Origin of the sequence: Nesterenkonia muleiensis, from assembly GCF_003600155.1 — a bacterium.
GTDB lineage: Bacteria > Actinomycetota > Actinomycetes > Actinomycetales > Micrococcaceae > Nesterenkonia > Nesterenkonia muleiensis.
Window position 1 is genome coordinate 1 of sequence record NZ_QWLD01000014.1, and the last position, 25,507, is coordinate 25,507.

At 62.2% G+C, this 25,507-nt stretch carries 29 protein-coding genes; 9 read left to right on the forward strand and 20 right to left on the reverse strand.

From position 1 onward, the window contains the following. Positions 1-258: 258 nt before the first annotated feature. Together DVO78_RS17465 and DVO78_RS04205 are read right to left on the reverse strand one after the other, a co-directional pair. A complete protein-coding gene (locus DVO78_RS17465; protein ID WP_157983866.1) occupies positions 259-396 on the reverse strand; it encodes a hypothetical protein in 138 nt (45 codons plus the stop codon). A 379-nt stretch (positions 397-775) separates the two neighbouring features. Next, positions 776-1,234, reverse strand: a complete 459-nt coding sequence (locus DVO78_RS04205) for a transposase (RefSeq protein ID WP_338016561.1) — start codon at positions 1,232-1,234, stop codon at positions 776-778. Between the two features lie 73 nt (positions 1,235-1,307). Here DVO78_RS04205 and DVO78_RS04210 point away from each other — a divergent pair, with 73 nt between their 5' ends. Further along, the gene (locus DVO78_RS04210; RefSeq protein ID WP_120003570.1) at positions 1,308-2,042 is read left to right on the forward strand and encodes a CDP-alcohol phosphatidyltransferase family protein; all 735 of its coding nucleotides are present in this window, start codon (positions 1,308-1,310) and stop codon (positions 2,040-2,042) included. Here the strand turns inward: DVO78_RS04210 and DVO78_RS04215 are convergent. Further along, entirely contained in the window at positions 2,018-2,359 is a 342-nt protein-coding gene (locus tag DVO78_RS04215; RefSeq protein ID WP_238385137.1) for a PfkB family carbohydrate kinase, read from the reverse strand. The genes DVO78_RS04210 and DVO78_RS04215 overlap by 25 nt on opposite strands. 668 nt (positions 2,360-3,027) lie before the next feature. Between DVO78_RS04215 and DVO78_RS04225 the strand changes: the two genes are divergently transcribed. Next, positions 3,028-3,627, forward strand: a complete 600-nt coding sequence (locus DVO78_RS04225) for a uracil-DNA glycosylase (protein WP_120003573.1) — start codon at positions 3,028-3,030, stop codon at positions 3,625-3,627. 39 nt (positions 3,628-3,666) lie between these two features. Here DVO78_RS04225 and DVO78_RS04230 read toward each other — a convergent pair whose 3' ends face one another. Further along, positions 3,667-4,734: an NHL repeat-containing protein gene (locus tag DVO78_RS04230; protein ID WP_157983868.1), complete on the reverse strand. Its 1,068-nt coding sequence runs from the start codon at positions 4,732-4,734 to the stop codon at positions 3,667-3,669. 421 nt (positions 4,735-5,155) lie between these two features. Here DVO78_RS04230 and DVO78_RS04235 point away from each other — a divergent pair, with 421 nt between their 5' ends. From DVO78_RS04235 to DVO78_RS18345, 3 genes are all read left to right on the forward strand, one after another. Then, entirely contained in the window at positions 5,156-5,704 is a 549-nt protein-coding gene (locus tag DVO78_RS04235) for an NADPH-dependent FMN reductase (RefSeq protein ID WP_120003694.1), read from the forward strand. 566 nt (positions 5,705-6,270) lie between these two features. Beyond that, positions 6,271-7,893: a DUF6119 family protein gene (locus DVO78_RS04240; protein ID WP_120003575.1), complete on the forward strand. Its 1,623-nt coding sequence runs from the start codon at positions 6,271-6,273 to the stop codon at positions 7,891-7,893. Positions 7,894-8,216: 323 nt separating this feature from the next. After that, positions 8,217-8,435 (forward strand): integrase core domain-containing protein, encoded by a 219-nt coding sequence (locus DVO78_RS18345; RefSeq protein ID WP_420799050.1) that lies wholly within the window; start codon positions 8,217-8,219, stop codon positions 8,433-8,435. A gap of 378 nt (positions 8,436-8,813) precedes the next feature. On the opposite strand, the gene DVO78_RS04250 is transcribed toward DVO78_RS18345, so the two are convergent. Together DVO78_RS04250 and DVO78_RS04255 are read right to left on the reverse strand one after the other, a co-directional pair. After that, positions 8,814-9,476 carry an MAE_28990/MAE_18760 family HEPN-like nuclease gene (locus tag DVO78_RS04250; RefSeq protein WP_157983869.1) on the reverse strand — a complete coding sequence of 221 codons (663 nt, stop codon included), beginning with the start codon at positions 9,474-9,476 and terminating at the stop codon, positions 8,814-8,816. Then, a complete protein-coding gene (locus DVO78_RS04255; RefSeq protein WP_202912082.1) occupies positions 9,473-10,603 on the reverse strand; it encodes a DUF262 domain-containing protein in 1,131 nt (376 codons plus the stop codon). Before DVO78_RS04255 ends, DVO78_RS04250 begins: the two co-directional genes overlap by 4 nt. A gap of 383 nt (positions 10,604-10,986) precedes the next feature. On the opposite strand from DVO78_RS04255, the gene DVO78_RS04260 reads away from it, so the two are divergent. Continuing rightward, a complete protein-coding gene (locus tag DVO78_RS04260) occupies positions 10,987-11,907 on the forward strand; it encodes an aminoglycoside phosphotransferase family protein (protein ID WP_120003578.1) in 921 nt (306 codons plus the stop codon). A 208-nt stretch (positions 11,908-12,115) separates the two neighbouring features. On the opposite strand, the gene hemL is transcribed toward DVO78_RS04260, so the two are convergent. The 9 genes from hemL to DVO78_RS04305 all read right to left on the reverse strand — a co-directional run bounded on the left by hemL (position 12,116) and on the right by DVO78_RS04305 (position 19,213). Further along, positions 12,116-13,420, reverse strand: coding sequence for a glutamate-1-semialdehyde 2,1-aminomutase (gene hemL, locus DVO78_RS04265; protein ID WP_120003579.1), 1,305 nt, complete (start codon positions 13,418-13,420; stop codon positions 12,116-12,118). Positions 13,421-13,512: 92 nt separating this feature from the next. Continuing rightward, a complete protein-coding gene (gene hemB, locus DVO78_RS04270; RefSeq protein WP_120003580.1) occupies positions 13,513-14,493 on the reverse strand; it encodes a porphobilinogen synthase in 981 nt (326 codons plus the stop codon). Between the two features lie 39 nt (positions 14,494-14,532). After that, a complete protein-coding gene (locus DVO78_RS04275) occupies positions 14,533-15,015 on the reverse strand; it encodes a hypothetical protein (RefSeq protein WP_120003581.1) in 483 nt (160 codons plus the stop codon). Positions 15,016-15,154: 139 nt separating this feature from the next. Then, positions 15,155-15,958 (reverse strand): uroporphyrinogen-III synthase, encoded by an 804-nt coding sequence (locus DVO78_RS04280; protein ID WP_120003582.1) that lies wholly within the window; start codon positions 15,956-15,958, stop codon positions 15,155-15,157. Positions 15,959-15,982: 24 nt separating this feature from the next. Continuing rightward, complete coding sequence (locus DVO78_RS04285; protein ID WP_120003583.1) at positions 15,983-16,387, reverse strand: type II toxin-antitoxin system VapC family toxin; 405 nt, start codon at positions 16,385-16,387, stop codon at positions 15,983-15,985. Beyond that, positions 16,384-16,611 (reverse strand): FitA-like ribbon-helix-helix domain-containing protein, encoded by a 228-nt coding sequence (locus tag DVO78_RS04290; protein WP_120003584.1) that lies wholly within the window; start codon positions 16,609-16,611, stop codon positions 16,384-16,386. The genes DVO78_RS04285 and DVO78_RS04290 overlap by 4 nt, the downstream gene beginning before the upstream one ends. Positions 16,612-16,659: 48 nt before the next feature. After that, entirely contained in the window at positions 16,660-17,685 is a 1,026-nt protein-coding gene (hemC, locus tag DVO78_RS04295) for a hydroxymethylbilane synthase (protein WP_120003585.1), read from the reverse strand. A 33-nt stretch (positions 17,686-17,718) separates the two neighbouring features. Continuing rightward, a complete protein-coding gene (hemQ, locus tag DVO78_RS04300) occupies positions 17,719-18,528 on the reverse strand; it encodes a hydrogen peroxide-dependent heme synthase (RefSeq protein WP_120003586.1) in 810 nt (269 codons plus the stop codon). A gap of 73 nt (positions 18,529-18,601) precedes the next feature. Continuing rightward, positions 18,602-19,213, reverse strand: coding sequence for a DUF998 domain-containing protein (locus DVO78_RS04305; protein ID WP_202912083.1), 612 nt, complete (start codon positions 19,211-19,213; stop codon positions 18,602-18,604). 269 nt (positions 19,214-19,482) lie between these two features. Here DVO78_RS04305 and DVO78_RS18350 point away from each other — a divergent pair, with 269 nt between their 5' ends. Next, complete coding sequence (locus tag DVO78_RS18350) at positions 19,483-19,629, forward strand: FitA-like ribbon-helix-helix domain-containing protein (protein WP_420799051.1); 147 nt, start codon at positions 19,483-19,485, stop codon at positions 19,627-19,629. Next, on the forward strand, positions 19,598-19,834 hold the full coding sequence (locus DVO78_RS04310) for a PIN domain-containing protein (RefSeq protein WP_238385139.1): 237 nt from the start codon (positions 19,598-19,600) through the stop codon (positions 19,832-19,834). The genes DVO78_RS18350 and DVO78_RS04310 overlap by 32 nt, the downstream gene beginning before the upstream one ends. A 205-nt stretch (positions 19,835-20,039) precedes the next feature. Here DVO78_RS04310 and DVO78_RS04315 read toward each other — a convergent pair whose 3' ends face one another. After that, entirely contained in the window at positions 20,040-21,173 is a 1,134-nt protein-coding gene (locus tag DVO78_RS04315) for an FAD-dependent monooxygenase (RefSeq protein ID WP_120003587.1), read from the reverse strand. Positions 21,174-21,222: 49 nt separating this feature from the next. Between DVO78_RS04315 and DVO78_RS04320 the strand changes: the two genes are divergently transcribed. Beyond that, on the forward strand, positions 21,223-21,810 hold the full coding sequence (locus tag DVO78_RS04320) for a TetR/AcrR family transcriptional regulator (protein WP_120003588.1): 588 nt from the start codon (positions 21,223-21,225) through the stop codon (positions 21,808-21,810). 190 nt (positions 21,811-22,000) lie between these two features. On the opposite strand, the gene DVO78_RS04325 is transcribed toward DVO78_RS04320, so the two are convergent. From DVO78_RS04325 to hemG, 4 genes are all read right to left on the reverse strand, one after another. Then, positions 22,001-22,477, reverse strand: a complete 477-nt coding sequence (locus DVO78_RS04325) for a VOC family protein (RefSeq protein WP_120003589.1) — start codon at positions 22,475-22,477, stop codon at positions 22,001-22,003. Positions 22,478-22,598: 121 nt separating this feature from the next. Next, on the reverse strand, positions 22,599-22,895 hold the full coding sequence (locus DVO78_RS04330) for a TfoX/Sxy family protein (protein WP_120003590.1): 297 nt from the start codon (positions 22,893-22,895) through the stop codon (positions 22,599-22,601). Between the two features lie 14 nt (positions 22,896-22,909). Next, positions 22,910-23,683, reverse strand: coding sequence for a formylglycine-generating enzyme family protein (locus DVO78_RS04335; RefSeq protein ID WP_120003591.1), 774 nt, complete (start codon positions 23,681-23,683; stop codon positions 22,910-22,912). Between the two features lie 246 nt (positions 23,684-23,929). After that, positions 23,930-25,405 (reverse strand): protoporphyrinogen oxidase, encoded by a 1,476-nt coding sequence (gene hemG / locus DVO78_RS04340; RefSeq protein WP_120003592.1) that lies wholly within the window; start codon positions 25,403-25,405, stop codon positions 23,930-23,932. Between the last annotated feature and the right edge of the window lie 102 nt (positions 25,406-25,507).

Below are 25,507 nucleotides of genomic sequence, written 5' to 3' on the forward strand. Positions count from 1 at the left end.
CAGACATGATTCCCTTTCAGATCATGCCAAACCATTTCCACCGTTAATCAGACAGTCCCCTTCGAGCTTGGCGACGTGTTTCTCTAACTCAGCAATACGCTGCTGCTCTGGGGACTTCGATGGCCAACGGGATCTACGAGCACTCATGCTCCCTAGTGTTCCGGCTCCCAGCTCCTGGCACCAGCGTTGCACCGTGGACTCATACAGCCCCTCAGCACGTAACAGCAGTCCCTTCTGACCCTTCGGAGTGGCCTGGTACTAAGCAACGATCCGGCGATTGAACTCAATGGTGAACCGGCGCCGGGTCGGACGCGAACCCCGAGGCCCGGTGTCGGTGTCATGATCCTCCAAGGCTTCGACGAGATCGGAGGTGGTCTCAAGAGCACCAAGTGTCATCTGCTGGGTCCTTCCATCGTTGGTGTCCCAGTCTCATAAACGCTCAGCCCGGGTGTCTCACACCAGTCTGGCAGGTAGGGTCGGCGACCCCAGCCAGAACCCGATGGCGCAATTGTCTCAGCGCGTGCCTCAAGCGCCCAATGGAAAGTACACCCCGGCTTGCAACGATTTATCCTACTTGTCCGTCAAACCCCACTAGGACGTGTTGCTATACCCGCTGGATAGCAAGTGTAGGGCGGCGGCGAGGCAGAGGCCAGCGTGGTAGCTGGTGGTGGTCTTGTCTGATCGCATCGCGATCCCGCGCCAGTGCTTGAGTCGGTTGAAGCAACGCTCGACCACATTGCGGCCCTTGTAGCGTTCCTATTGCTGGTCTTCGAAGTCAACGGGTCGGCCAGGCTTCATGCTGGCGGTGCGCGATCTGGTCGTCACGCTCGGGGATCGTCGCAGCGATCCCTCGGCCCTGCAGCCGTGCCCGGTTCGTCTTCGACGGATATCCCTTATCGGCGAGCACCCGGTCTGGGCGCGTCTTTGGTAACCCCTTCCCAACACGCGGGACGCCGATGTCCTCCAGCACAGCGGTCATCATCGTGGTGTCGTTCACATTCCCGCCGGTGACCATCATGCCCAGCGGCCTGCCACACCCGTCGCAGACCAGGTGCAGCGTGGTCCTCAACCCTTCCCGGGAGCGCCCGATCGCGTGGTCAGGCGGCTCGGCCTGCGGATTCTTGTGATTCGGCAGAGCCCCCTGTGTCGCGGGACAACGTCGCACCGCGCTGACGCATGGAGAGGCTGGGTCTTCCTCAGCCCGCTGAGTGGGGAATGCCCCATGGGCCACCACAAAGCCTGAACCCCCTTTGCCCCTTCGCCTCGTGATGTGGCCGCCAGCACGTGGAGCAGACTAGGGTGAGGCCATGCCTGTACCTCAATCCGGCTCGTGGCATCGCCTGGCGGCGATGTCGGTCCATGCCTATACAGCACTGGGTGTGGTCCTTGCGCTGCTGATGGTGCACATGTCCTATGCCGGTGAAGTTCAGATTGTGCTGTGGCTCTTCCTCGCTGCAATGATCATCGACGGTTCTGACGGTTTCTTGGCGCGCCGCTTCCGGGTCAAGGAGGTGGTGCCGGGATTTGACGGTGCGCTGCTGGACAACATCATCGACTACATCACCTATGCCTTTGCGCCGATGGTGCTCCTGTGGAGCGCAGGCTATTTGCCGGGCGGTTGGCTCGGCGGCGTCGTGGCATCCGTGCCTCTGCTCGCGTCCTGCTATCAGTTCTGCCGCAGCGACGCGAAGACCGACGACCACTTCTTCGTCGGGTTCCCAAGCTACTGGAACATTGCGGCGTTTTACCTCATTGTGCTCGGCGCCAGCACTGCGGCGACCACCACCACGCTGCTTGTCCTGACAGTGCTCGTCTTCGTTCCGGTCAAGTACGTCTACCCCTCCCGAACCGAGACCGCGTGGTGGCCGACCATGACGCTCACCACGCTGTGGTTGGGCCTATACGCACTGATTCTTGTGCAGTACCCCTCACCGAGCCTGTGGCTGATCGCCTTGTCCGGCGGCTACCTGCTCTACTACGCAGTCCTGAGCCTGCACCTGACGCTGAATCGGCGAAGTCAGGATCGCAGTGCGGCGGGCTGAGCCAGGGCGGCGGACAGTTCCTCAGCTGTGGACGGCTGAGCACCGAAACGCGAGGAGGTGCTGGCCGCGGCCTGGGCCGCGGTGTACAGGACCTCGGCCACGTCGCGCTCCGACATGTCCCGAAGGGTCCCCGGGGCGTCCGAACCCAGCAGACTCCTCTCACGCAGGTTGGACAGCGTAGTGGCCAAGAATAAATCCCCGGCGCCCACAGTGTCAGCGCCCTCCATCGGGAACGCTTTCTGCTCAACGAACCCTGACCGGGCCAAGGCCCTAGTCCCGGAGGCGCCTCGGGTCACGGTGACCAGTGCTGGGCCCAACTCAAGCAGGCCTTCATAGGTTGGCCATGACCCGGTTGAGCACAAAAGCCAGTGACATCAGCCATGCGAGAACCGGGATACGCGCCAGGGATGCAGGAGAAACCGTGGAACCCATCCAGACCACCATAATCCGAGCTGCACTCATCGCAGTGATGTCGAGACTCTCAACCACCACCCATCAGAACGAGACTGGGCCGGAGACCCGGTTTGACATGGGGCGGGTGAAGAAACATTCACCGGCAAGTCCCTATAAGCATCTTCGTGAGGCGGAGGCGATAACACGAAACTCCGCTCTCACACGGGGCACAGCCGAGATCGCCAACTCATCAACCGACGGCCTCATTGCGGCCATGAGTCAATGACATCGCCGGGTGTAGTTGTTATCTCGGGAGCCTCAGCACCCAATGGAAAGTACACCCCGTTGTGGTGAGAGTCTCAGTCTACGACGCTGGGGCTCAGCCAGCTGAGGGGATCCGGGAGGCACGACTCGATGCAGTGTCACGGAGCCACAGACTCCACCGATTAGTCTGCGCCAGGATCGAGTCGATGACACGCGCCGGGACTGGCGCGCACCCAGGGAGCGTGGCTCGAACCGAGGGATTCGGCTAACCGGTGCACTCTGATGTGTCCGACCTGCCGATAGAGTCGGAACTGTGGTGGAAGGGCGAGTGGCTGCGAACGTGGATATCGATGTAGGCCGGGTCTGGATGCCTCCCGTCCCCGATGACCCGGCCGCGGTCCGATTGGTCCTGATCTCCGAGTGTGCCGCCCGCGATGCCCGCGACGATTACGGGGCATCCGAGCGCTCGGAGTTTGACGCCACCACACTCGAAGCGTTCGCCGCCGCCGGGCTGTCGGTCACCTCGGTGGGCGATCTTGCGGCTCGCGGCATCCACCTCACGGTCGCCGTGCGGCACCCCAAGCTCCGCGCGTCGATCAGCGCGGCGACGATCCGCACCCAGGCCATGACCCTTGCTGGTGAACTCGCCCAGTTCCCTGCCGCCACCGTCTACCTGCTCATGGGCGACGTCGCCATCGCCGCGATCAACCACATCGCCAGGCTGCGCACGGGCAAGCGCGCCATTCCTGCGGGGTCGACCTATCGCATCCGCGACGGCGCGTACTCCCTAGGTGGCATCCGCCTGCTTCCCTCCTACCTGCAGGCGGGGCCGGCCTGGCGGATCGAGGCGTCCAAACGCGAGATGATCACCGAGGACATCGTCACCGCCCTCTCGCTCGCCCAGATCCTCCCCTCGGAGCCACGCTGATCGATCCGAACCGATCGGCGGGGCCAGATCAGGTGGGCACTACGTCGCGGCGCGGACCAGCACGAGCAGTTCGTCGCTTTCGTCATCGATCCAGTCCGGGACGAGCAGTCGGCCCGTCGCAGGGTTCAGATCTAGTCCACAGATCTTGGTGAACGGCGCATGAGGCTCCCGACTCCGGCTGGCATCACCCTCCGTCGTCGAGCCATCGGTCACGCCCTCGATCGGCGGTGAGGCGCTGGTCGCACTGGCTATGGTGGTGATCAGGCCGGTCGCAGCGTCAATCCGCCGCACCGCGTGATTGTGGGTATCACCGATGTACACATCACCGTCAGAGTCCACGACGAGCGACCACGGCCCGTCGAAGTCGGCGGCGGGATCTCCGCCCAGGCGTGCAAGCGACGCCGGGCCGCCGTCACCGCGACCACCCGGAATGCCATCGCCGCAGATCGTCGTCACGGTCCCGAGCGCCGGGTCGACCACGCGCACCGCATAATTGGTGCTGTCCAGCACGTAGAGTCGGCCATCCGGACCGCAGCGCAGATCGTAGATCCACCCGAACCGGGCCTCCGCGCACCCGACAGTGCCGCGCTGGAATCCTGCGATGCCGTCTCCGATCCGCCGGATCAACTGTCCCTCACTGGTCAGCTCCACGATCTGGTGGCCGAGGATGTCATTGGCCCACAGGTGCCCGTCCGGTGCGGGTACACAGTTGCCCAGCTCCTTCACCCCGAACTCGGTCGTGTCGACCAACGCCGTCACGCGAAGCGATGGCAATTCGATCCGGTGCACCACGTGGGCATCGCTCACCAGCAGCGTGCGGGGCGTGACGGCAGCGACGAACCTTGACTCATCGAAGGGAGCCTGAACGTGAGTCACGGCGAGCCCGGGGTCCCACGCCCCGACGGTCCACACGACCTCACCGTCTTCAATCGATCCGATCCACCCAGCAGCGAACTCAACGATGAGCACGTGCCCGCCCGTGTGGAAACCGAACTGAGGCGCACCCTCGATCACCCGCCGTTCCCGGCTAAAGCGCAACCGCCGCTCCACACGCCATGACCCGCCCGCCGACGGCATAGATCCGGTGACCACGCTCACCCCTGCCATGCTACCGACAAGCCATCCAGCGACGGGGCCTACTGACCAGATGGGTGACATCCTGGTCTTGGGTGTCGAACGGGATCATGGGGCTATGCCCAAGTCGAGGGGGTGTAGTTGTGATCTCGCGTGCCTCGTCGTCCAATGGAAAGTACACCCCGGTTGATGTGTGCATCGACCCTACCAACCCAACAGTTCAGGGGGGTCTCTCGTCTTCAACCTGGCGGGGACAGCTGCGGCCCAATCTGCGGCTAGCGAACCTGAACAGTGTTGAGGCACCCCTCCCAACGCCACCGGTGGCGAGTCAACCTGGGCCAGTTGACCCTCATCGAGTACGAGACGATCATGAACACGATCGCTATACCCGGAGCGGGAACCAAGGCAGAACAGCAGGTCAATGCGTCTACGATCCGATGCGACAATGGACGCCATGGCAGCGGAACCCGTCAAATCGTTGTTTCTCATCAGTGGGAGCACGCGAGAAGGCTCGATCAACACCGCCGTGCTCAAGACCGCGACTGCGACGCTTGCTTCACACTGGACGGCCTCGATTTACGCGGGGCTCACTCACCTGCCTCATTTCAACCCCGACCTCGAACAATCCGGACCACCATCTTCCGTCGCAGACCTTCGCGCAGCAATCCGCACATCCGAGGCACTGCTGTTCTGCACACCGGAGTACGCCGGGGCCATGCCAGGCGCCCTGAAGAACCTTTTGGAGTGGACCATCGGCGACACCGTCATGTCCGGCAAACCGGTCGGCTGGATCAACCCCTCCACCGCCCCTCAACGAGCGGCCGCAACCTATGAATCCTTGAGAACGGTGCTGGCCTACACCGGAGCCGCCATCATCGAAGACGCCTGCCTCAACATCCCCGTCGGCCGCTCCCTCATCAGCGATACCGGCACCGTCGAGGACCCGACGACCCGAGAGCGAATCCACACCGCAGTTCACACGCTGACCTCCCCCATCAACTGATCAGAGACCACCGTGCCAAGAGACAGCACGCGGGGCTGTCTCCCTGTCAAGAGGTGAGGCCTTCCGCGCAAGCAGACTCTCGTCAAGTCAGCCTGCTCAGTCTTCGCCGACCGGGGCCTCAAAGAGCGGAGTCAGAACCCCAAACAGCCACGATTACTTTGATCGATTCGCGGACACACGGAGAATTGCTCAGGCGGGGTGCAACTGTCATCTCGCGTGCCTCAGCGCCCAATGGAAAGTACACCCCGATTGGGTGCTCCCATTCTAGCCGCCAGTAGGCTCAGAACCGGGCTGATCAACAGGCGGATCCTGATCGATCAGGCACGGTCAGATTGAAGCATGAACACGAACACGATCCCGCCGTTGACACCGCCCTCTGTTGAGCAATTGCGGACCCTCATCGCAAAGGGAAGGCGTCAACTGCGCGTACCAAACATCGGGGATTACTGAACCCTGGCCTGGCGTCACTCCGCGGATGACTTGCTGAAGATCGCAATCGCAGTATCTGCTGGGAGAATGGAGTCGTTCCGCGCAATGAGGTGGCGAATGCATATGGGAGGGATCGCATGGCACGGCCAAGAGCAACCGCGCAGGCTACGACGCTGTACCGATTGCGGCACACCACGAACCTAGAGGATGCGGTCAAGAAGAAATACCGCTCTGACAAAGCAATAAACACTGGATCATGCAAAGTCGGAGACCGAGACGCTATCTTGATCCACGGAACGATCGGTGCCGACGGACCTGTCAAGTGGGCGAGCCGTGTCCATCAGCTGACCGGCGTGAAAGTAGAGCCAGCGAATACAACAGCCGCCGGTGTGCTCCTGCTCAGACTTAGCGATGAGAAAGCTGCTCCAACGTGGGCGCTGTGCTGGGGAATGGGCTGGCTGCTTCTGGATCAGAGCCTGGTGGACGCCGCATTTGGCCAGAGACTTGCACTCAGATCCGCCGACCCCGACCTTCTGAGTTCGCTGACTCGGACCGTCCTCGACGAGCGGGCCAAGGTCGATCGGTCGTCCATTCCTGCCGGCGCAGGGTTGTCTGGGTTCGGAATCGGTGGCTTCGGCGAATTGATCACTCGGGTCGTGGGGAAAGCCGAAATCAAGGGTCTCACTGTCAACAAAGCCTTCCGCGTGAGAGGAGCAGACGCCGTCTCAGTGCCTCTTGGGCTCACCCCAGAGACGCTACTTGCTGATCTGAAGGTGCTCAATGCACTGCTTTCTCAGAAGCCTCCTCCAGAGCTGGAGGTGCTGGAGCAATTGGTGCCTGTCAAGAAGAAGACTTCTCTACACGCAAAGTTGGAGGAGCACCTTTTAGCGGAGCTACATAAGGCTCCAGGAGTCTCCAAAGTCGCCGTAACTTGGCCGCATGAGCACCTGAATGAGAACCAGCCGCCGGAGGCGTTCCGAGTCAAACGCGGCGGGAGTCCCAAGGCGCGCCCCGACTTACCGACCGCAGAGCTGATTCTGGAGTTGATGAAGGGTCGTGACATCGAATCGCTAGACGTCATCAAGATTCAGTTGTTCGCTGATGCCGAAGGCGAGAACCCTGTAAGCACGGACATTCCGCTGCGCAAGTGGGTGGCATTTGAGAAGGAAGAGGCGGCGCGGCGCTACTTCCTGTACAACGGGCAGTGGTTCGCGATGGATCTGAACTACGCAAAGCAACTAGATGACCGCGTCAAGGACATCTTTGCAAAATCGTCCGGCATAACCATGCCCGCATGGCACGCCCCAGACAACGAAGAAGCCTATAACAGGAAGGCTGCGAAGGCACTAGGTGCCGTTCTGATGGATCGGAAGCTGGTGCAAACGACCCAGAACAAACGGGGTTTCGAGCCCAGTGACCTCATCACTGAGAAAGATGTGTACGTCCATGTGAAGTCAGCGACTTCTTCAGCACCCCTCAGTCATCTTTTCTCACAGGGTGGCAACTCTGCGCATGCTATTCAACATGACGAAGAAGCTCGCAAAATGCTGCGGGAACGGGTGAAACAGCGCAACGGCGATCCCGACCTCATCGGGACCAGACCACAGAAAGTGGTGTACGCGATACGGCCTAAAGAGGTAGGTGGATCGGTATCAGCACAAGATCTCTTCAGCTTCAGCAAGGTGTCACTGGTTCGGGTGTCTGACGAATTGGAGAGTCGCGGCATCCAAGTACGCGTGGTCAGCATCGACTACATGTAGCGATTCAAGACAAGCAACAGCAGACTGCATGTGTACTAGTGCTCTCGTGAGCCTCGTCGAGGAATGGAAAGTACGCCACTACTCACAAGGACGAGCTTTGTCGCTCTTGGAGCACTCTCGGGGGAATGACACATCCGTCGCGGCAGAGGCTCGTCATCGCCGACTGCCAAAGCAGGAGTCGCAGCGCTCGCCGATAGCTACGGCGAGGAAGGTGTTGCGACGCGAGCATCGGGCTCACGAGCATTCGCTTCACCGCGCACCTTCAGCAAGAAGGGATCCAGCCCTCGATCGGGATCGTCGGCGATGCCTACGACAACAGCCTCATGGAGTCCATCATTGGGTTGTTCAAGACCGAAGCCATCCGCCCCGAGGTCTTCCACGAAGGCCCCTTCCGGAAGCTTTCCGATGTGGAATTCGCTACTGCCGGGTGGGTCGATTGGTGGAACCACCAACGCCTCCACAGCAGCATCGGTCATCTGACCCCGATAGAGTACGAACAGCTCCACTACGCCGCCTTGGAAGCGGAGCCCCACCTCATATGAAAGCGGCAGAGAACCTGGGGCGCTTCAGGTTGCCCTGCTGGCACCCTGGTTAAATGGGTACTCTTAGCCTACCAAGCTGTCGTTGGCAAAGAGCCTCGTAACTCTTCTCTCGTAGTTATCGACAGCCCGCTGATTATGGAGCCTTCGCGCATACCAAGGTCTGCCGAGTCATAGCTCGGCCTTATCTAGACAGCGACTTGCACCAAGTGGACCACGCACCCGTTCCCGTGACATCCATTCGTTGGGTAAAGACCGCAGTTTCTCAACTCGTAAGGGTTCCTCCGCTCATGCCCCTCAACGACGGACGTGACGAACACGATTTAGAGCACTCCCGACGACGTGAAGCGTTCACCCAATGGTCTCGGAGTAGAACATCATTCAACGTCTGGTTAGGGTCGTCGACGTCACTCGGTAGCGCTGTGTCCTAGCGCTTTCACGCACATCTGTTGTGAAAGTATTCAGCATTTGGAGTACCTTCTGGTGTAATTCCTCATACTTCTCTTTATCCAGATCAAGGTACTCGCCATGTGCTATCGAGTTGCGAGCCCCAACTAGGCGTTCGTCGATCAAAGTCGAAAGAAGTTCGTATGGGGTGAAAGAGATGCCAATCCGCGTCGTAATGTCAAGCAGGACCTTGCTGCTCAGATTTGATTCTGTGCGGATCACATTCGAGTTCAGCTTTGCCTTTGCCTCAAATCCGCCCGAAATCATAAAATCAGCCAAATTCGTATGAACAGAAGCCGAGTTGGCTTTCTCTGTCTCAGATATCTTTTTCTTTAGTGCGATGCCGAGAAATGGGGCCGCCAATTCCGAGTGTTTCAGCCCCTGTTGGTTGACGTACTCGACAAATAGCTCGGCGACTACCTTGATCCACCCCTCCCAGTGGGCGTAGAGCATTGAGAGGCCACTACGGAGTGATACCTGTTGCTTAGTATGGCGCGCATCGCGAACGCTGAACAACAGAGTGGTTAACTCACGACGCCGCCAAGCAGTCTCCCCGTCTACGGCATCCTCAAAATGGTTCAGCGTCCGCAGTTTCACGGCTGGAAATGCGTCCGAGCGTAGGGAATAGTCTTTGAAAGGCGTGTATTCGCACGCATTCCACTTCCTGAGTTGCTGCGAAACTCCTCATCGCTCCAAATCTGGCTAACAAGCTCAGTCAACCTCTGGGATCGAGTCGCCGGTTCAAGGGCCCTCCAAGCAGAGAGGTGGCTGTAAACTCCGACACTGACCACTTCAAACGAAGACACCGAGAAGCCACCCATGAATCGGTCCTTTGGCTGGTCATATCTTCTGAATGCAGAGTCTCCTAGCGCGTCGTCTATGAAGGCGAACGTCTCTTGAAAGTTCTCGTTCGCTTGAATATCTTGTCCTGAGAATTCCTCAGCGTGTCGAACAGACTCTTGGTTAAGGAAGTCACTGAGGTCACCAATTGCACGGACGCCCTCGTCGTTCAGGTCTTTCAAGAGGATGAATCGCAAAGCAAGCTCCATGTCATACTGTTCCGAGGCTGCTCGATCCGAAAGTGCAATCGTGGATTGGAAGCTCGAATTCGAGCGGAGAGCAAGAACCCATCGGTAGTACTCCGCGCTGGCCATGATAAGAAGACAGTTGCGCACCTCTTGATCGGATAGCTGCGAACCCCCAATGTTCAGCCTTTGGAAGAGATCGAACTTGGTGGATTCGTCACTTTCTCGTCGCACGATCTTCACGTCGATGGATGCACGCTTAATTATCCTCTGTTGCTCGGGCGTCAGGGCAGATGTTGAGTCGCCATCCCAGCTTCGTCCTTCTAACGCTGGGAGGTACTCCGTTGCGACTAGACGACTAGCAGGCAACTTCTCACCCTCTTCTCCTTGAAGCAGACCGAGGAACTCATAGACCGTACTGAGCCGCTGCAAGCCATCAATCACATCCCAAACTCCGTCTCGCCTCTGATAGACGAAGATCGAAGGAATAGGGATTCCGAGCAGTAACGACTCAATAAACCTAGACTTTTGCCGGTCAGTCCAGCGAAAGAATCTCTGAAACTCAGGGTGGATGTCGATTTCGCCGTCACGGTACAAGTTGGTCAGCTCGCCGACAGACATTGGGTAACCCTCTGTCTGAATCTCACGGCGGCGCAGGTCGATCTGCTCTTGCAGTGTCTGAGATTCGTCCTTAGTCACACTGGGATACTAGTCGGTTGGTCTGGGAGCATCCTAGAGCCCGCACAACAAACCAGCATAATGTCCAATAATGTGGCATCGACCTTCATCGAAGGCACATTCGCCCCGGAATACTCAAGAGCTACGAGTCGCAAGTCAATTTGTGCAGGTTGATGCTGACCATAAGCCGCCGTATCCACCATGCGTCATCACACCGGGCTCGGCGACCCCAGCCAGAACCCGATGGCGCAATTGTCTTGGCGCGTGCCTCAGCGCCCAATGGAAAGTACACCCCAAGATGCACAGTCGAGTTTAACGCCCCGTAGGAGACAGCCAAGGAGACCTCGGCCGTTGTGCGATCGGACGGAGCGGTGAGTGGCCGAGACGCCGCATAGTCTGATGATATGCATGAGAACGACCTCCACCTCACACCTGAGGTTACCGAGACGATGATCCGCAGGCAGTTCCCGCAATGGGATCACGAGCCTGTGCAGTGGCTGGACTCTGCCGGAACCGTCAACGTGATCGTACGCATCGGAGACAGCCTGGCGGCCCGGTTTCGCCGCCAGGCCGCAGACCCCAAAGACGTCGCACACGACCTCCGGCGAGAGGCCGACGCTCTCGACGAGCTCGCTTCTGCGGTCTCAGTCCCTGTGCCCACAGCGGTCGCAGCAGGTGAACCCGCACCTGAGTATCCGCTCCCCTGGCCCGTTCACACCTGGCTCCCAGGAGAGATCGCGACCCCCACCAGCGTGGCCGGCTCTCAACGGTTCTGTGATGACTTGGTCACGCTGATCAGTGAGCTGCGTCAGGCCCATACACAAGAGCGCGTGTTCTCAGGCACTCAGCGCGGTGGGGAACTCTCAGTTCATGACGAGTGGATGGAGACGTGTTTCCGTCGAAGCGAAGGACTGCTCGATGTTCCTGGCCTTCGTCGACTGTGGGAGCGATTCCGGGAACTGCCACATCAGGAGCCTGACGTGATGGCGCACAAAGACATCATCCCCGGTAACCTCCTGATCAGTGACGGGCGTCTGGTGGGACTTCTCGACGGTGGAAGTTTCGGTCCAGCTGATCCAGCACTCGACCTCGTCTCAGCTTGGCACCTGCTGGACAGTCCACTGCGCGATCATCTTCGACACAGTTTGGATTGTTCTGATCTTCAATGGCAGCGCGGCGCAGCCTGGGCTTTTCAACAGTCCATGGGCCTGGTCTGGTATTACAACGACACCAACCCGGTGATGCGCGACCTGGGCCGCAGCACACTCACACGAATCCGGTCTGACAATGAGCTCTTTGAATTGAGTAGTGGTGAGTCTCCGTAGAGGGTTCGGGAATCCCGGATCGGCCATGTCTGGAAAGATACTCTGGATATCGGTGATGAGCGCCGGTGATGGATCAAGTACAGACCGCGCAGCGTGATTGCCGCTGTGGACATCCCTCAATCCAATACTTCACAGAAGATGTCCCGCTATGGGTGTAACAGTCATCTCGGGAGCCTCAGCGAGCAAAAGCACAGCCGGCTGGATGCGCTCAGCCAGCCTGAGCGGCGGCCTTGGCCGCCCGGGGGAGGGCGCTGAGAATCTGGTCGATGGCGGCGTCGTCGTGAGCGGCGGAGAGGAACCACGCCTCGAAGACACTGGGCGGCAGATAGACCCCCTGCTCCAGCATGGCGTGGAAGAACGGGCCGTAGCGGAACGCTTCTTGGGCCTGGGCCTGTGAATAGTCGCGCACTCCGGTCCGCGAGGTGCCGAAGGCCACCGAGAACAGGGAGCCGACCTTCTGCAGGGTATGGTCCACCCCGGCATCGCTCAATGTGGCGCTGAGGCCGTCTGCGACCACCTGAGCCTTGAGATCGATGTGCTCGTAGACCTCGGCGGTGGCGTTCTCCAAGGTGGCCACCCCTGCGGCCATGGCCACCGGGTTCCCGGAGAGTGTGCCGGCATGGTACACCGGCCCGGTGGGTGCTAGGTGCTCCATCATCTCGGCCCGGCCGGCGACTGCTGCGGCGGGCATCCCGCCGCCTATGACCTTGCCGAAGGTGAACAGATCCGGTGTCCAGCCCTCTGCGCGGCCGGAGATTCCCCAGTATCCGGCCTCGGTGATGCGGAAGCCGGTCATCACCTCGTCGAAGATCATCAGTGCACCGTGCTGGGCGGTCAGATCGCGGATCAGCTGGTTGAACCCCGGCTCAGGGGGCACCACGCCCATATTGGCCGGAGTCGCCTCGGTGATCACCGCGGCGATATTCCCGCCGTGATCGGCGAAGACCTGCTCTAGCGCCTGGCGGTCGTTGTACTCGATGACGATGGTCTCGGAGGCCTGCGCCTGGGTGACACCGGCTGATCCGGGCAGTCCCAGGGTGGCCACACCGGAGCCGGCGGCGGCCAGCAGTCCGTCGGAGTGGCCGTGGTAGCAGCCGGCGAACTTCACGATCAGGTTCTTGCCCGTTGCCCCTCGGGCAAGGCGGATCGCGGTCATGGTGGCCTCTGTGCCGGTGGAGACCATGCGGATCATCTGCGCACTGGGCACCCTGGAGCGCACCAGCTCGGCAAGCCTGGCCTCCAGGGGGTGGGAGGTGCCGAAGCCCAGGCCCTTGTCCACAGCGGCGCGGACGGCCTCAAGCACTGCCGGGTTGCTGTGGCCCAGCAGTGCCGGCCCCCAGGATCCGACCAAGTCCACATACTGCTTACCCTCCGCATCGGTGAGGTAGGGCCCTTGGCCTGCCACCATAGAGACCGGTGTGCCGCCGACCGAGCCGAAGGCCCGCACCGGGGAGTTCACCCCCCCGGGCATCAGCCGCTGGGCGGTATCGAACAAAGCCTGATTGGTCGTCATGGGATCCCTTTCCAGTTTCCTGACAGCGCGTCTCAGAACTGTGGAAACCAGCCCTGGAAACGCCCGAGTTTCGCTAGTTCTGAGACATACTGTTATCGCGAGTGCAGCCAGCGGGCTGCTTCGGCGGCGTAATAGGTCAGCACATTGGTGGCTCCGGCCCTGCGGATCGCAGTCAGCGTCTCCAGCACCACGGCTTGGCGGTCCACCCAGCCATTGGCGGCGGCGGCCTCGATCATGGCGTACTCCCCGGAGACCTGGTAGGCCGAGACCGGCACATCGCTGAGCTCGGCCACATCCGAAAGAATGTCCAGGTACGCGCTGGCGGGCTTGACCATCACCATATCGGCGCCCTCGGCCAGATCAAGCTCCACTTCCCTGATGGCCTCTGTGCGGTTCGGCGCGTCCATCTGGTACTGCCTGCGGTCACCGCTCAGCTGGGAGTCCACCGCCTCGCGGAAGGGCCCGTAGAACGCCGAGGCGTACTTGGCCGCATAGGCCAGGATGGGCACCTGCTGGTGGCCGGCGGCGTCGAGCCCCTCACGGATCACTGCCACCTGGCCGTCCATCATTCCCGACGGCGCGACGACGTCGGCTCCGGAATCTGCCTGGACCACACCCATCTGCGCGTAGATCTCCAGGGTGGCGTCATTGTCCACGCACCCGGCGGAATCGAGCACACCGCAGTGGCCGTGGTCGGTGAACTCGTCCAGGCAGAGATCGGACATCACCGGCAGGTCCTCCCCCACACGGTTCTTCACCGCGCGGATGCTGCGGTTGAGGATGCCCTCAGGGTCCAGCCCGGCTGAGCCCTGGGCGTCCCGTTCGGCAGGGATGCCGAAGAGCATGATTCCGCCCAGTCCCAGCTCCGTGGCCTCCTCGGCCGCGCCGAGCAGGCTCTCCTCAGTGTGCTGGAGAACCCCGGGCATCGAGCTGATCGGCACCGGATCGCTGAGTCCCTCACGGACGAAGACCGGAAGGATGAAATCGGCCGGGTGCAACCGGGTCTCAGCGACCAGCCTGCGCAGTGCAGGGGTGCGGCGCAGCCGGCGCGGGCGTTGTGCGGGAAAAGTCACGTCAATGGGCCCCCTGGAGAGAATTGGACGCCCTCAACTCTACCCGGGACTGGCACTGGCCTCCTGCTGGTTGCTGGTCCGCGCAGAACCGCTGAGAATCATCTGGGCCGGGGCCACAGCCAGGGTCGCGATGGCCAAGCACCCCATGCCGAAGACCACCAGGTCGCCGTCCATCCCTCGGTAGAGCGCATTGGTGACCAGTCCGACGGTCACACCGAACGCGGCTCCTGCCGCCAGCGCCGGGGCGGTCCGGATCTGTTGACTCCTGACCCAGAAGCCCGGTGTATGCGCTCGCACCAAGTAGGCCTGAGAAGCCACTGCAGCGAGGGCCACGCCTAGGAGGCCCACCAGTGGTACTGAACCATGCTCGGCGAACGATAGTCCCGCGAAGAAGAACAGTGCGGCCCAGCTCAGGGTGACCAGGACCGCAGCCACACCAGAATGCGGTGATCCCAGCGGAGTGGGACTGGTCGTCTTCAGTGAAGCCTGCTCTGCTGTATCCGTCTGGATCTGCGTAGCCATCTGCTAATGCACCCAATTCCTTCATTCAGTAACTCGTTCTGTTCTCTGTCTACCAAGCCGTCGTGGCGGAATCAACAGATGCCAATTCAGTCCCTGCTTCTGCGCACCTCTCATCCAGTCGGCAGTCAGAAACGAGGGGTCACCGCACATTGAGACATGCCAGCACAGCTGCGGCAGTCGGAGCGCTGAGCACCTGGTCAGCCGGAGTTCCCTGTCGCTTCAGCGTCTCAGCAGTGGGGCGACCAATCGCCAGCAGGCGCACCTCCGGAACCACGTGATGGGCGGACCACTGCTCGGCGGCGGTAGAACTGGTGACCAGGACGGCGTCGTCGGCTTTCAGATCCGAGGGGGTGAGCACCGCGCCGCCGGCGGTATCGGCAGCCGCGCGGCCCGGCAAATGGCATCTGGCGGACGGCGGTGCCGGGGTTTCTGGGCCCAGACCCGTTGTCCGGTATGCGATGACCTGTGTGGGATCCCAGCCGAGTGCTCGCAGGCCGGTGACCAGCTCAGTGCGGGCCTGCGCCGATTGGGGCAGCAGCAGACGGGGATTCTCCCCCGGGGCGGGTCGGGGCAGTTCGGCGAGGATTCCTGCTGCGCTGTGCTGATGCGGCATCCAGATGTCCCTAATACCGGTGAGCTCCTCCAGCACGCTAGCGGTGCCGGGTCCCACCGCACCCACCCGGGTATGCGCCGGAACGGCACCGTTCCACCCGCACCAGACCAGCGCGCGGACAGTGTTGCCGCTGGTCACCACCATCCAGCTGAACTCTCCCCGCCGCAGGTCACTGATGGCCTGCCTCAATTCGCTCTGATCCTCAGGGAGCACCTGCTGGGTCAGCGGCATAAACGCCACCTCATACCCCGCCCCACGTAGGCCGGCCTCAAGATCGCCAGCCTGCTGGGGGTGTCTGGTGAGCACCACCCGGTGGGGGAAATCACTCATCGCAGCACCAGTCCCTCAATCTATTCACGAGTACTCACGCACAGTCACGATGTCGGCGGTGTGACCCGGCGTTCTCTGGAACTTGCTGTCCGTGGTGACCAACGCGCAGTGGCGAGCTTCTGCAAGAGCCACGTAGATCGCATCGTAGGCAGTCAGGTTCTCCCGCAGGTCCCATACGCGATCAACGAAGGGGAGATGCTCCACGCGCTCGACCGGAAGCGCCTTCAACGTATCGCGGGCCTGCGCAGCCCGTTCGGCGGAGATATCACCGGAGCGAACGTAGCGCCGCAACACTTGCATCACTTCAACATCAAGCAGCTCAGGCGCGCACACGGTGCCATCATGATCATTGAGGATCACGCGCGCGGCTCCTGCTCTGGTGGTATTCAACAACACCTCAAGCACCAAGGAGGCGTCGACGACGATCACCGTGCTTCACGTTCGGCCCGAACCGCCTCAGCCGGCGATTCACTTGGCTCCACGGGCGGCAGTGCGGCGAGGCGCTCCAACAGTTCCTGTGCAGTGGGGCGTTCGACCAGTTTCTCCAGCTCTTTTCTGGCATAGTCAGACAGCGAGAGCCCTTCTTGTGCAGCACGCACTTTCAGCGCTCGGTGCGTCTCTTCGGGGACATTCCGCAACTGGATCATGGTCATGCAAAAATGATGACTTCATGCATCCCACATGTCAACAGGTGTTGGGGTTCAAGTGCCGATGACGTGCTTGAGCAAGCCGGCGTCCTCGGCCAGCAGGGTCTCCGCGACACGGCTGCCGAGCTCAGCAGCCCGGGCGATGCCCTCATCACGCTCAGCACCAGCCTCGATGGCGAGCTCAGCGCCGGCGCGCTGGACCTGTGAGCCGTCGGGAGCGCACACCACAGTGTCCAGGCGAAGTCTCACCCCGCCGTCGGGCTCATCCTCACACCGGGCAAGACCACCGATCGGGGCAGAACAGCCGGCGTTCAGCCGGGCCAGCAAAGCACGCTCTGCGGTGGCCTCCAGCCGAGATTCCAAGTCATCGAGCTGCGCCAGACCTATCCCCAGAGCAGCCTGTGGCCCGGCGTCCTCGCTGCGGACCTCCACGGCCAGCGCCCCCTGACCGGGAGCTGAGAGCATGACTTCGGCGGCGAGCAGTTCAGAAATATGGTCTTCGAGCCCCAGTCTGGCCAGCCCGGCACCGGCCAGCACCACGGCGTCCAAGTCGCCGCGGGCGGCGTCGGGCGCCTGGCTGGAGGTCTCCGCAGCGTCCTCACGTCCACGCACCCGGGCAAGCCGGGTGCCGACATTGCCGCGGATGTCCACAATCTCCAGATCCGGGCGGGCAACCTTCAGCTGGGCGGCCCGCCGCGGAGACCCGGTGCCCACCTTGGCCCCTTCGGGAAGCTCGTCCAGGGTCAGGTCATCGGCAGAGCACAGGGCATCGCGGACATCGGCACGCAGGGGCACCGCTGCGATGCTGAGTCCGGCCACGTCCTTGGCCGGCAGGTCCTTCAAGGAGTGCACCGCCACATCGATTCGCGAGTCGAACAATGCCTGGCGCAGCGCGGTGGCGAAGACCCCGGTGCCGCCGAGCTGACTCAGCGGTCCGGTGAGCACATCACCTTCGGATTTGATGGTGACCAGCTCATAGTCGAGGCCGGAGAGCTCAGCCAGGGCGTCGCCGGTCGTTGTGCTCTGGGTCAGTGCGAGTCTGCTTCCCCGCGTGCCGAGCGTGAAGGTCTCCACAGCCAGCTCCTCTAGGGTTGTGTGGGCGGGATCAGTGGATCAGGCGAGAACCTCAAGGATATCGGCGGTGCGGGGCAGCCGGCGTCCGGTGTAGAACGGGGTCTCATCGCGGACGTGGTAGCGGGTCTCGGATTCGCGCAGCTTGCGCATCATGTCCACCAAGTCGGTCAGCTGCTCCGACTCCAGGGCCAGCAGCCACTCCCAGTCGTTGAGCGCGAAGGCCGAGGTGGTGTTGGCCAGCACAGAGGGGAACTCCTGACCCAGCTGGCCGTGCTCACGAAGCATCGCTCCCCGCTTGGCCGGATCCAACAGGTACCAGTCGTAGCTGCGGTTGAAGGGGTAGACCACCAGCCAGTCCTCGGCCTCCACCCCGCGGGCGAAGGCCGGAACGTGGCCCCGGGCGAACTCGGCGGTGCGGTGGACACCCATGGCGGAGAAGGCGATCTCGGTGGTGTTCAACAGGGCCGAACGGTGCAGCTTCCGCAGAGCGGCCTGGAGGTTCTCCGCCTTGTGCCCGGTCAGCCAGAGCATGATGTCTGCCTCTGCGCGCATACCAGAGACGTCGTAGACCCCGCGAAGCTCCACGGCGTCATCGTCGGTGCCCAGTCCGCCGCCGGAGACAGACGCGACGGTCTCATCGAACTCTTTGGCGATGGCCTGCCCGTCGGTGAAGAAGTCAGTCACCGCACGTGCGACTCGGTTGCCGCCGGAGAACCTGGTTCCCTCGGTCAGGCCGGCACGCTTCAACGAGGTTCCTGCCCGCTTGAACACGGTGAAGAGGGTGAACCAGTCCTTTCCAGACGAGTTGACGTCCTCCGGGCTGCGCTGGGGGTTGCGACCATAGCTCATGGGCTCCAGCTTATCGCGGCCGGGCAGGCGAATTCTACAGCGCGTAGAAATAACGACGACGCGGGTCTGGCTCCTATTCGATGGCGAGGACCGAGAACACCGAGGCAACCCACAGCCATCCGGGAAAGATGAAAACCCGTTGGGCCAGCCCAGTTCGGGGTGAGTCGTTCTGCCACGCCTGGTCCCAGAAGTAGATCGATACGCTCAGGAATGCAGTCATTGCCCCGGCAATGAGCTTCATCCACCACACCGGGAGGACGAACACCGCGACCACGGCGACGACCGGAAGCGAGAAGAACACCACTGCGCCTGCATGATCGTGAATCCGGTGATGCCAGCTCTGCTGGGTAGGGTCGCCCTCCGGGGCACCAGGTGGATAGCCGCGGCTGGGGTCCATCGGAAACGCAGAGCAGACCAGACCACTACCGAAGACCATGATGCTCAGTGCGAGGACCAATCCTGTTCCCTGCAAAAGCACCCCGATGCCCCCTGCGATGATCGCGAGACCAGCGACGGCGAAATTCACCACCTGGATCCATCCGCGAGGGCTCAGCGCCAGCGCGCTCACAGGGTGCCGGACAGGCGAGTAGCCAGGCCTCATCCAGCCTTCGATGAGCACGACGGCGAGGAATCCGCTGGACCCGGCGGCTCCAACCCACAACAGGAAGTCTTCAATATTCCCCACAGCCATCACACCATCACAGCACTGGCATCGGTCGCCGAACAGTGCCATTAGTCATGCCCGGAAGGGGCCCTCCCATCGGTCCGCCTTCGGCCGAACCCTCGTCGACGGTCATCTCACTTGAGGTCCTGCGCAGCACGATCGAGGTCAGCGCACAGGATCTGGAACTGATCCAGGGGCGCGCTGGAGCACGTACCACCAATGGTGCGCGCAACACCCCGATCGCGCGAGCTGGATCTCCCTGGTGACCGCCGAAGACCAGGAGGGAATGGGTGGGTGGAGGTGATCAAGATGGCAACGATCACTGTGCGCGGCTCGACGAGTCCATCACCAGGAATCTTGCAGCCCAGGCAAAAGAACATGGGCGTTCCGTGGAGGCCGAGGCTCGTGACATCCTGGCTCGAGTCTCTGACCCCTGAGGTCGCTATTACTACGATCACCCTCGTTGAGATTCTTGTAGGCGTCCGCCGTATCACCGTGGGCCGGGACCAGGCCGAGATGCCGATCAGCATGGCCGATGCTCAGATCGCCGCGATCTGCCGCGCCCACCACGCGAGTTGCGCAACCCGCCAGCACTACATTCGACAGAGCCAGAGATGTGATCTCGATTCAACTCGGTGGTGAAGCCGCTGGACCCTTGCCGGGCCCTTGCCGGGACCGAACGGTACGGCGTAGAAGTACTCCCGGTACCTACGGAAATCACCGCGATGTTGAGAACACAGTAAAGTCGTGCAGATAGTCGCGTCCAGACCGAACTCTTTCGGCGGTTTCGGTTGGCCGCAGGAGGCTCTCGCAGTGATTCCATGAGTGGAAACAACTGTATGAGCGACTATCCGGTCGGTTTCGGCCAAGCATGGATGCGCTGGCTCAGCGTGCCCATGAGGCTGCCCGGCGTGAGTCGCAGGGCGGTGTTGCGCAGACCCACCGTGAGAGGGTTTGCGGCCTGCGCGACTCGGCCCGCCATACGCGAGCGCTGCAAGACTGTTCTGGTGCGCTTTCGCCGGAGGCCCGAGTATCGGGCAAGTATCGAATCACAGTCGCTCCTGCTCGCATTCCGGAGTAGCAGTGTAAGGGTGGCGGCGTCCTCAATGCCCTGCCCTGCGCCTTGTCCGAGGTTCGGCGTCATGGCATGAGCCGCATCACCGAGCAGGACGGTGCGCCCGCGAGTGAACGAGGTGAGGGGCTTGGCGAGGTCGTAAACATCGTGCCGCATCACCGCCTCCGGACGGGTGGCGCTGATGCACTCTCGGATCGGATCATGCCAGCCGGCGAACTGCCGCTGTACTGCCTCGTGCTCGTCGGAGAACGCCGCACCCGCTGAAGTGCTCAGGGTTCCGAACCAGTACACCCGACCATCTGGAAGGGGCACGATCCCGAAGAGCTGCCCGCGACCCCAGGTTTCCCCGGCCTCTCCTTGAATATCGACAGGGCGACTGGTCACCCCACGCCAGGCGGTGTATCCCGCATACCGGAGCCCAGTATCTAGGCCGAGCGCTACCCGGTTTCGGCTGCGGATGCCATCGGCTGAGACGACGAGGTCAAAGTCCTCCGTGCGATCGCCGACTGTGACGCTCGGGGAGCCATCAGCAGCAACAAGCGCCGTCTGTCCAGTGTGCAAGGCTCCGGCTCGCAGGTGCTCAGTGAGTGCTCGGTGGAGGTCGACACGGTGGGCGCTGCGCATCGACGCGATCGCGCGTTGAGGAACAGTGATGAGCCACGATCCTGACGGGTGCCGTTGGCCAGGACGCATCGACGCGATGGCTCCACTGGAAACAGCCCTGACGGTATCGCCGAGACCGAGCAAGTCCAGTGCCTCAAACGCATTGCCGAAGAGCGTCAGACCCGCACCGTCAGGGCTCGGCTCCGGCCGCTGTTCAAAGACCGTGATCTCATGGCCATCGGCCTGTAGACCGACAGCGGCGGTGAGACCGCCGATTCCCGCGCCGATTACTGCGATACGCATTCCCACTCCTTGCCCTCTACAGAAGTAGAGTTATTCTAGGATTGTATCCATGTCGGAGCAAGCTGCGGGAACTGATCGCCGTTCTGAGATCGCCGAGGCAGGAATACGCCTGATCGCCTCACGTGGGGTCCGTGCGCTCACGCACCGAGCAATCGACGCGGAGCTTGCCCTACCGGTCGGTTCGACCTCGTACTATGCGAGAACCCGACGCGATCTTACGAAACTCATCGTTCAGCGACTCGCGACTCGGACATTGATGGACATGGGCCGTATGCCGATTCCAGACCGGCCTACAGTCCCGCAAGCTGCGGCACTGATCGCGCACGGACTCGATATGACCCTCGTTCGAGCCGACGAGCACCTCGCAAGAATCGCCCTGCACATCGAATACCGAAGTGATCCTGCAATGCTCGAAGCGTTAGCCGGTGATCCACCCTTGCGGCCCCGCCTGATCCGCGCCGCCGAGGGACTGCTTTCTAGCCTGGGGGTCGCAGAACCTGCACGGCACGCCCATGACCTCGTCGCCCTCATGGACAGCTTGCTGATGCAGCGCGCGGTGCGCGGAGCCAAGATCAACGTAGAAGATATCGTTCGCGCATACCTCGACGGCATCTCGCAAGCTAAGGCATCCGACTGATCACCGCAGAGCCGCGACGACAACGAGCAAGGAACCCCGTGGTGTCTCTCCTGGACGAGCGTCGTCTTGCCCACCTGTGGGGCGCCCTGGATGACAACAGCGCCGGTGTCGGCGAGGGCTTCCAAGACGCAGGGCTCGGCATGAAGGTAGATGGACGGCATACTCCACCTTTACCGCGATGGTCGCCGATTCACCGCATCTGCCTGACCGATCTGCCTGATTGAGCCTGCCGCGTCGATGCAGGCTCTAGCTCTTGGAACAGGGTGACTTCGAGGTCGGCAGGAGCGTGCAGCCTGGAGTTGATGGATCGCCATGGCGTCTCGGTCGGGGCTGCGACCAGGGCTGCTCCGTTCTCAACGAGTGCGGCTGTTGTCTCGGAGCTATCGTCAACTTCGAATGCTACCCGGATTCGTGCGCTGGGCTGCCTGTCGGCCTCAATAGCGTCGATCATCTTCGTCTGGGCGGGATTCGCAAGTTCCAGGGTTGCCTGGCCGGCATCGAGGATCGCGACCCGCGCGTCGTCCTCTCCTTCGAAGGCAGCGCGTTCAGGCAGACCGAGAACGTCTCGGTAGAATGCCAGCGCCGTATCGAAGTCCTCTACCTGGACGACGAGGCGCAGCTGCTTGACGCGGGTCTGGGGTGCTGAGTTGCGGGGTTCTTGTGACATGGCCCTTATGCTAAAACCTCACATCAATGTGAGAGGCAAGCCGTGCGTAATGGAGAGCTGTCCCGAGCGCTCATGGGTGGCCGCCAGTCACCGAGCGGTTGTATTCCATCGCGGTCCCGACTCAGGAGGACAGATGCTCATCGTCACTGATCGCCTCGGCCTCGACCTCTATCCAGCCCGGACCCGTATCGCACCCCGGCCCCATCTCGGCCTGCACTGCTCCCGGTCTGCCGAGGAGTTTGTCGTGCTGGTCGGCATCGACCCGCACCAGCAGGCCGCCATCTTTCAGGGCACTGACGATCATCTTTTCGTTGACCATCACTGATCTGCCGCCGAAGATCGATACTTCGCGCACCACCGGCTGGTCAGCGAGCAGGGAACGGAGGCGTTCGATGAGTGCAATCTGCCCGGGAATCATCACGTGCCCCTGTCTCAGCTTTGTTCGGGCGAACCGTAGGAGATTCCCCGAAGCGGCGTCCAGCCAAGGGGAATCGGACCGTTGATCTGCGCGCGTTCCTGATCGGCCCGCTGTGACCACCCCTGAGCGGCGTGGTCGGAGGCATCTCCTACGGCACCCAAGGCCAGCCGGAAACCCAGGTCCTCCAGTTGCGCACCCGGCATGCTGCCTCGTCGCACCGATGCGCGCACGCTCCAATGCTTGTCGGCCCATCCTCCGCCACGCAGGACGCGATAGTCGGCGTACCGAGCTGGGTCGGAGTAGTCCCAGCACCACTCCCACACGTTGCCCAGCGTGTCGAACAACCCGAAGGCGTTGGGCTGTTTCCGCCCCACCCGCTGCGCGCCAGTCACGGCGTCAGCATCGGTCCATGCAATGTTCGGAAGTGGACCGTAGTGCGGGCCAGTCGATTCCGCTCGGCAGGCCCACTCCCACTCCGCCTCCGTCGGTAGCCGGAACCCCTCGGCGCTCACATCCCAGAGCACCCCGGCATGGCCGACATCATAAGCCGGAGCGAGCCCCGCCTCGACGGACAAGGCATTGCACCAGTTCACCGCTTGAAGCCATGACACCGAGTGTGCTGGCGCATCCGCCTCCTCAGTGCCCGGCACCTTGACACCCAGCACACGCGAATACAGTTCCCACGTCACCGGATAAGAAGCGAGGCGGAAACTCCGCAACTCCACCGTACGAGAAGTTTTCGTTCTCGCATCCCGCAACACGATCGAGCCAGCAGGCACAGCGATCATATTTGGGGCGAAGAAAGACGCACCTCAAGAATACGCAGCCAGCCCCTACGCCGTTCGGGACAGCGCAGACACCATAGACCGAGGGCGACGCTAGTCCAAGGGGATGACTGCAGATTGCCTCTATGCTCCGTGTCCGCCGCGGATAGCGATCGCTCGCTGCCAACACCACTGACCCGCTACTACGCCGAGGAAGGCCCGTGCTCGGTATAGGTATCTACTTCTGCGCTTCTTGAGGATCCTCAGTCCTCAATGACACCGCAAGTCCAATGAACTGCCTTCTTCTGCCAAGCGCACGCACAGCTCTCGAGCTTGCGCCCGAGCATCGGGGATGACCTGGGCAAGTCCGGTGCCGGCGAACCATGAACCGACGGCGGCAAGCTGCGGTCCGCCCTCTGCGCCTTGTATGGCCAAAGCCGCTTTGAGGTCTTCGGCATCACCGCGCTGGGCGGCACCGCCACCGGGGAGTCCCCGCTGCCAGCGCACCACGGTCCGGTCAACGATCTGTTCGCCGGCCACAGGGGCACCGGTGAGGTGAGGGAGATCTGCAATGGCCGCAGTGATCAGATCGCGGTCTGAGGAGCCGAAGCCCAGAGCGCCAGGTGAGTCGTTGACCCGGCCGTAGGAGAGCCGGAGCAGGTGATGCCCGGGCCCGAGCTTGGCCTCGAGCGCCTCAGCGGCCCAGGCCCATTTGGCGGAGATATGGGTCATGGCTTTGGCCCGGATATTCTCGTTACTGGGTGCCACCAGCATCCCGGTGCCGCGTGGGTGGGAGTCCAACTCAGGGGCATGCACCAGCAGTGTCACCAGGGCGACGCCAGATTGAGCCGAGTGCCGCGCCGCGCTTGCACTTTCCTGACCGAGCAGAGCCTCGACCTCGGGTCCCTCCACTGCCATGATCAGGTGCTCGGCCTCCACCTCACCTCGTCCAGGCCGGAGGTGTGAATCTGCCAGAATAACCCCCATCCGGACACCATTCCGGTGAACTTGGACCTCCGAGACACCGGTGTTGAGGTGGATGTTCACACCGAGGTCCCGAAGCTGGGCTTCCAGAGCGGAGATGAGAGTACTCATCCCTCCCCACAGGGACTGCACCGCTGAGCCTGCCGGCGCTGCGGCGCGCAGCCTGGACACCGCTGTGGCCAGTGATCCCTCGGCGAGCATAGCCCGATACAACTGTGGATGGGCGGCGCTGACAGCCAGGTCATAGGGATCAGCCGAATGCACCCCAGAGGTGATCGGTGCCACCAGCTTCTCCACCACCGCAGGGCCCATCCGCTCAGCAACCACCTCCCCCAGGCTCGGGCTCTGCCCGGCGGTCCACGTCATGGGCGCTCTCAGGTCCTCGGCAGCCCGTGCCGCGTGCTGGGCACCCAGGATGGCGGCGACGTCGTCGGCCCCTGGCTCCCCGGGGATGCCGAGGATCCCGGTGGCCGGAAGCGGTGCCGCGAACTCCGGCAGCTGCAACCAGGCACCGGCGGGGTTCGGGGAGACGATCTGCTCCTCCAGCCCCAGATCGGCGAGGAACTCACCGACCGCCGGCACTCGGGTAGCGAAAGCCTCAGCCCCGGCATCGACCTGCACCCCGGAGAGTGTGACCGGAGCGATGACCCCGCCGAGCCGGTCAGTGGCCTCGAAGAGATCCACCTGGACCCCGGCACGGGCCAGCTCCCATGCTGCGGTGAGCCCGGCGATTCCACCGCCCACCACGGCAACGCGGGCCATCAGCGCCCCGCCTGCGGGATGACTGCCTCAGTCTTGCCCGACCACCCACAGGGGAAAAGGGCCAGACGAACCTGTGGAGGCGCAAAGGTGAGTTCAGGCATG

Excerpts from the sequence above, each read along its gene's own strand:
- DVO78_RS04260 (WP_120003578.1), top strand. The coding sequence starts at position 10,987 with ATGCATGAGAACGACCTCCACCTCACACCTGAGGTTACCGAGACGATG.
- hemL (WP_120003579.1), bottom strand. The coding sequence starts at position 13,420 with ATGACGACCAATCAGGCTTTGTTCGATACCGCCCAGCGGCTGATGCCC.
- DVO78_RS04240 (WP_120003575.1), top strand. The coding sequence starts at position 6,271 with ATGGCACGGCCAAGAGCAACCGCGCAGGCTACGACGCTGTACCGATTG.
- DVO78_RS04315 (WP_120003587.1), bottom strand. The coding sequence starts at position 21,173 with ATGCGTATCGCAGTAATCGGCGCGGGAATCGGCGGTCTCACCGCCGCT.
- DVO78_RS04230 (WP_157983868.1), bottom strand. The coding sequence starts at position 4,734 with ATGGCAGGGGTGAGCGTGGTCACCGGATCTATGCCGTCGGCGGGCGGG.
- hemG (WP_120003592.1), bottom strand. The coding sequence starts at position 25,405 with ATGGCCCGCGTTGCCGTGGTGGGCGGTGGAATCGCCGGGCTCACCGCA.
- DVO78_RS04290 (WP_120003584.1), bottom strand. The coding sequence starts at position 16,611 with ATGACCATGATCCAGTTGCGGAATGTCCCCGAAGAGACGCACCGAGCG.
- DVO78_RS04235 (WP_120003694.1), top strand. The coding sequence starts at position 5,156 with ATGGCAGCGGAACCCGTCAAATCGTTGTTTCTCATCAGTGGGAGCACG.
- DVO78_RS04330 (WP_120003590.1), bottom strand. The coding sequence starts at position 22,895 with ATGATTCCCGGGCAGATTGCACTCATCGAACGCCTCCGTTCCCTGCTC.
- DVO78_RS04210 (WP_120003570.1), top strand. The coding sequence starts at position 1,308 with ATGCCTGTACCTCAATCCGGCTCGTGGCATCGCCTGGCGGCGATGTCG.
- DVO78_RS04275 (WP_120003581.1), bottom strand. The coding sequence starts at position 15,015 with ATGGCTACGCAGATCCAGACGGATACAGCAGAGCAGGCTTCACTGAAG.
- DVO78_RS18345 (WP_420799050.1), top strand. The coding sequence starts at position 8,217 with ATGGAGTCCATCATTGGGTTGTTCAAGACCGAAGCCATCCGCCCCGAG.
- DVO78_RS17465 (WP_157983866.1), bottom strand. The coding sequence starts at position 396 with ATGACACTTGGTGCTCTTGAGACCACCTCCGATCTCGTCGAAGCCTTG.
- DVO78_RS04335 (WP_120003591.1), bottom strand. The coding sequence starts at position 23,683 with ATGATCGCTGTGCCTGCTGGCTCGATCGTGTTGCGGGATGCGAGAACG.
- DVO78_RS04280 (WP_120003582.1), bottom strand. The coding sequence starts at position 15,958 with ATGAGTGATTTCCCCCACCGGGTGGTGCTCACCAGACACCCCCAGCAG.
- hemQ (WP_120003586.1), bottom strand. The coding sequence starts at position 18,528 with ATGAGCTATGGTCGCAACCCCCAGCGCAGCCCGGAGGACGTCAACTCG.
- DVO78_RS04325 (WP_120003589.1), bottom strand. The coding sequence starts at position 22,477 with ATGTCACAAGAACCCCGCAACTCAGCACCCCAGACCCGCGTCAAGCAG.
- DVO78_RS04320 (WP_120003588.1), top strand. The coding sequence starts at position 21,223 with ATGTCGGAGCAAGCTGCGGGAACTGATCGCCGTTCTGAGATCGCCGAG.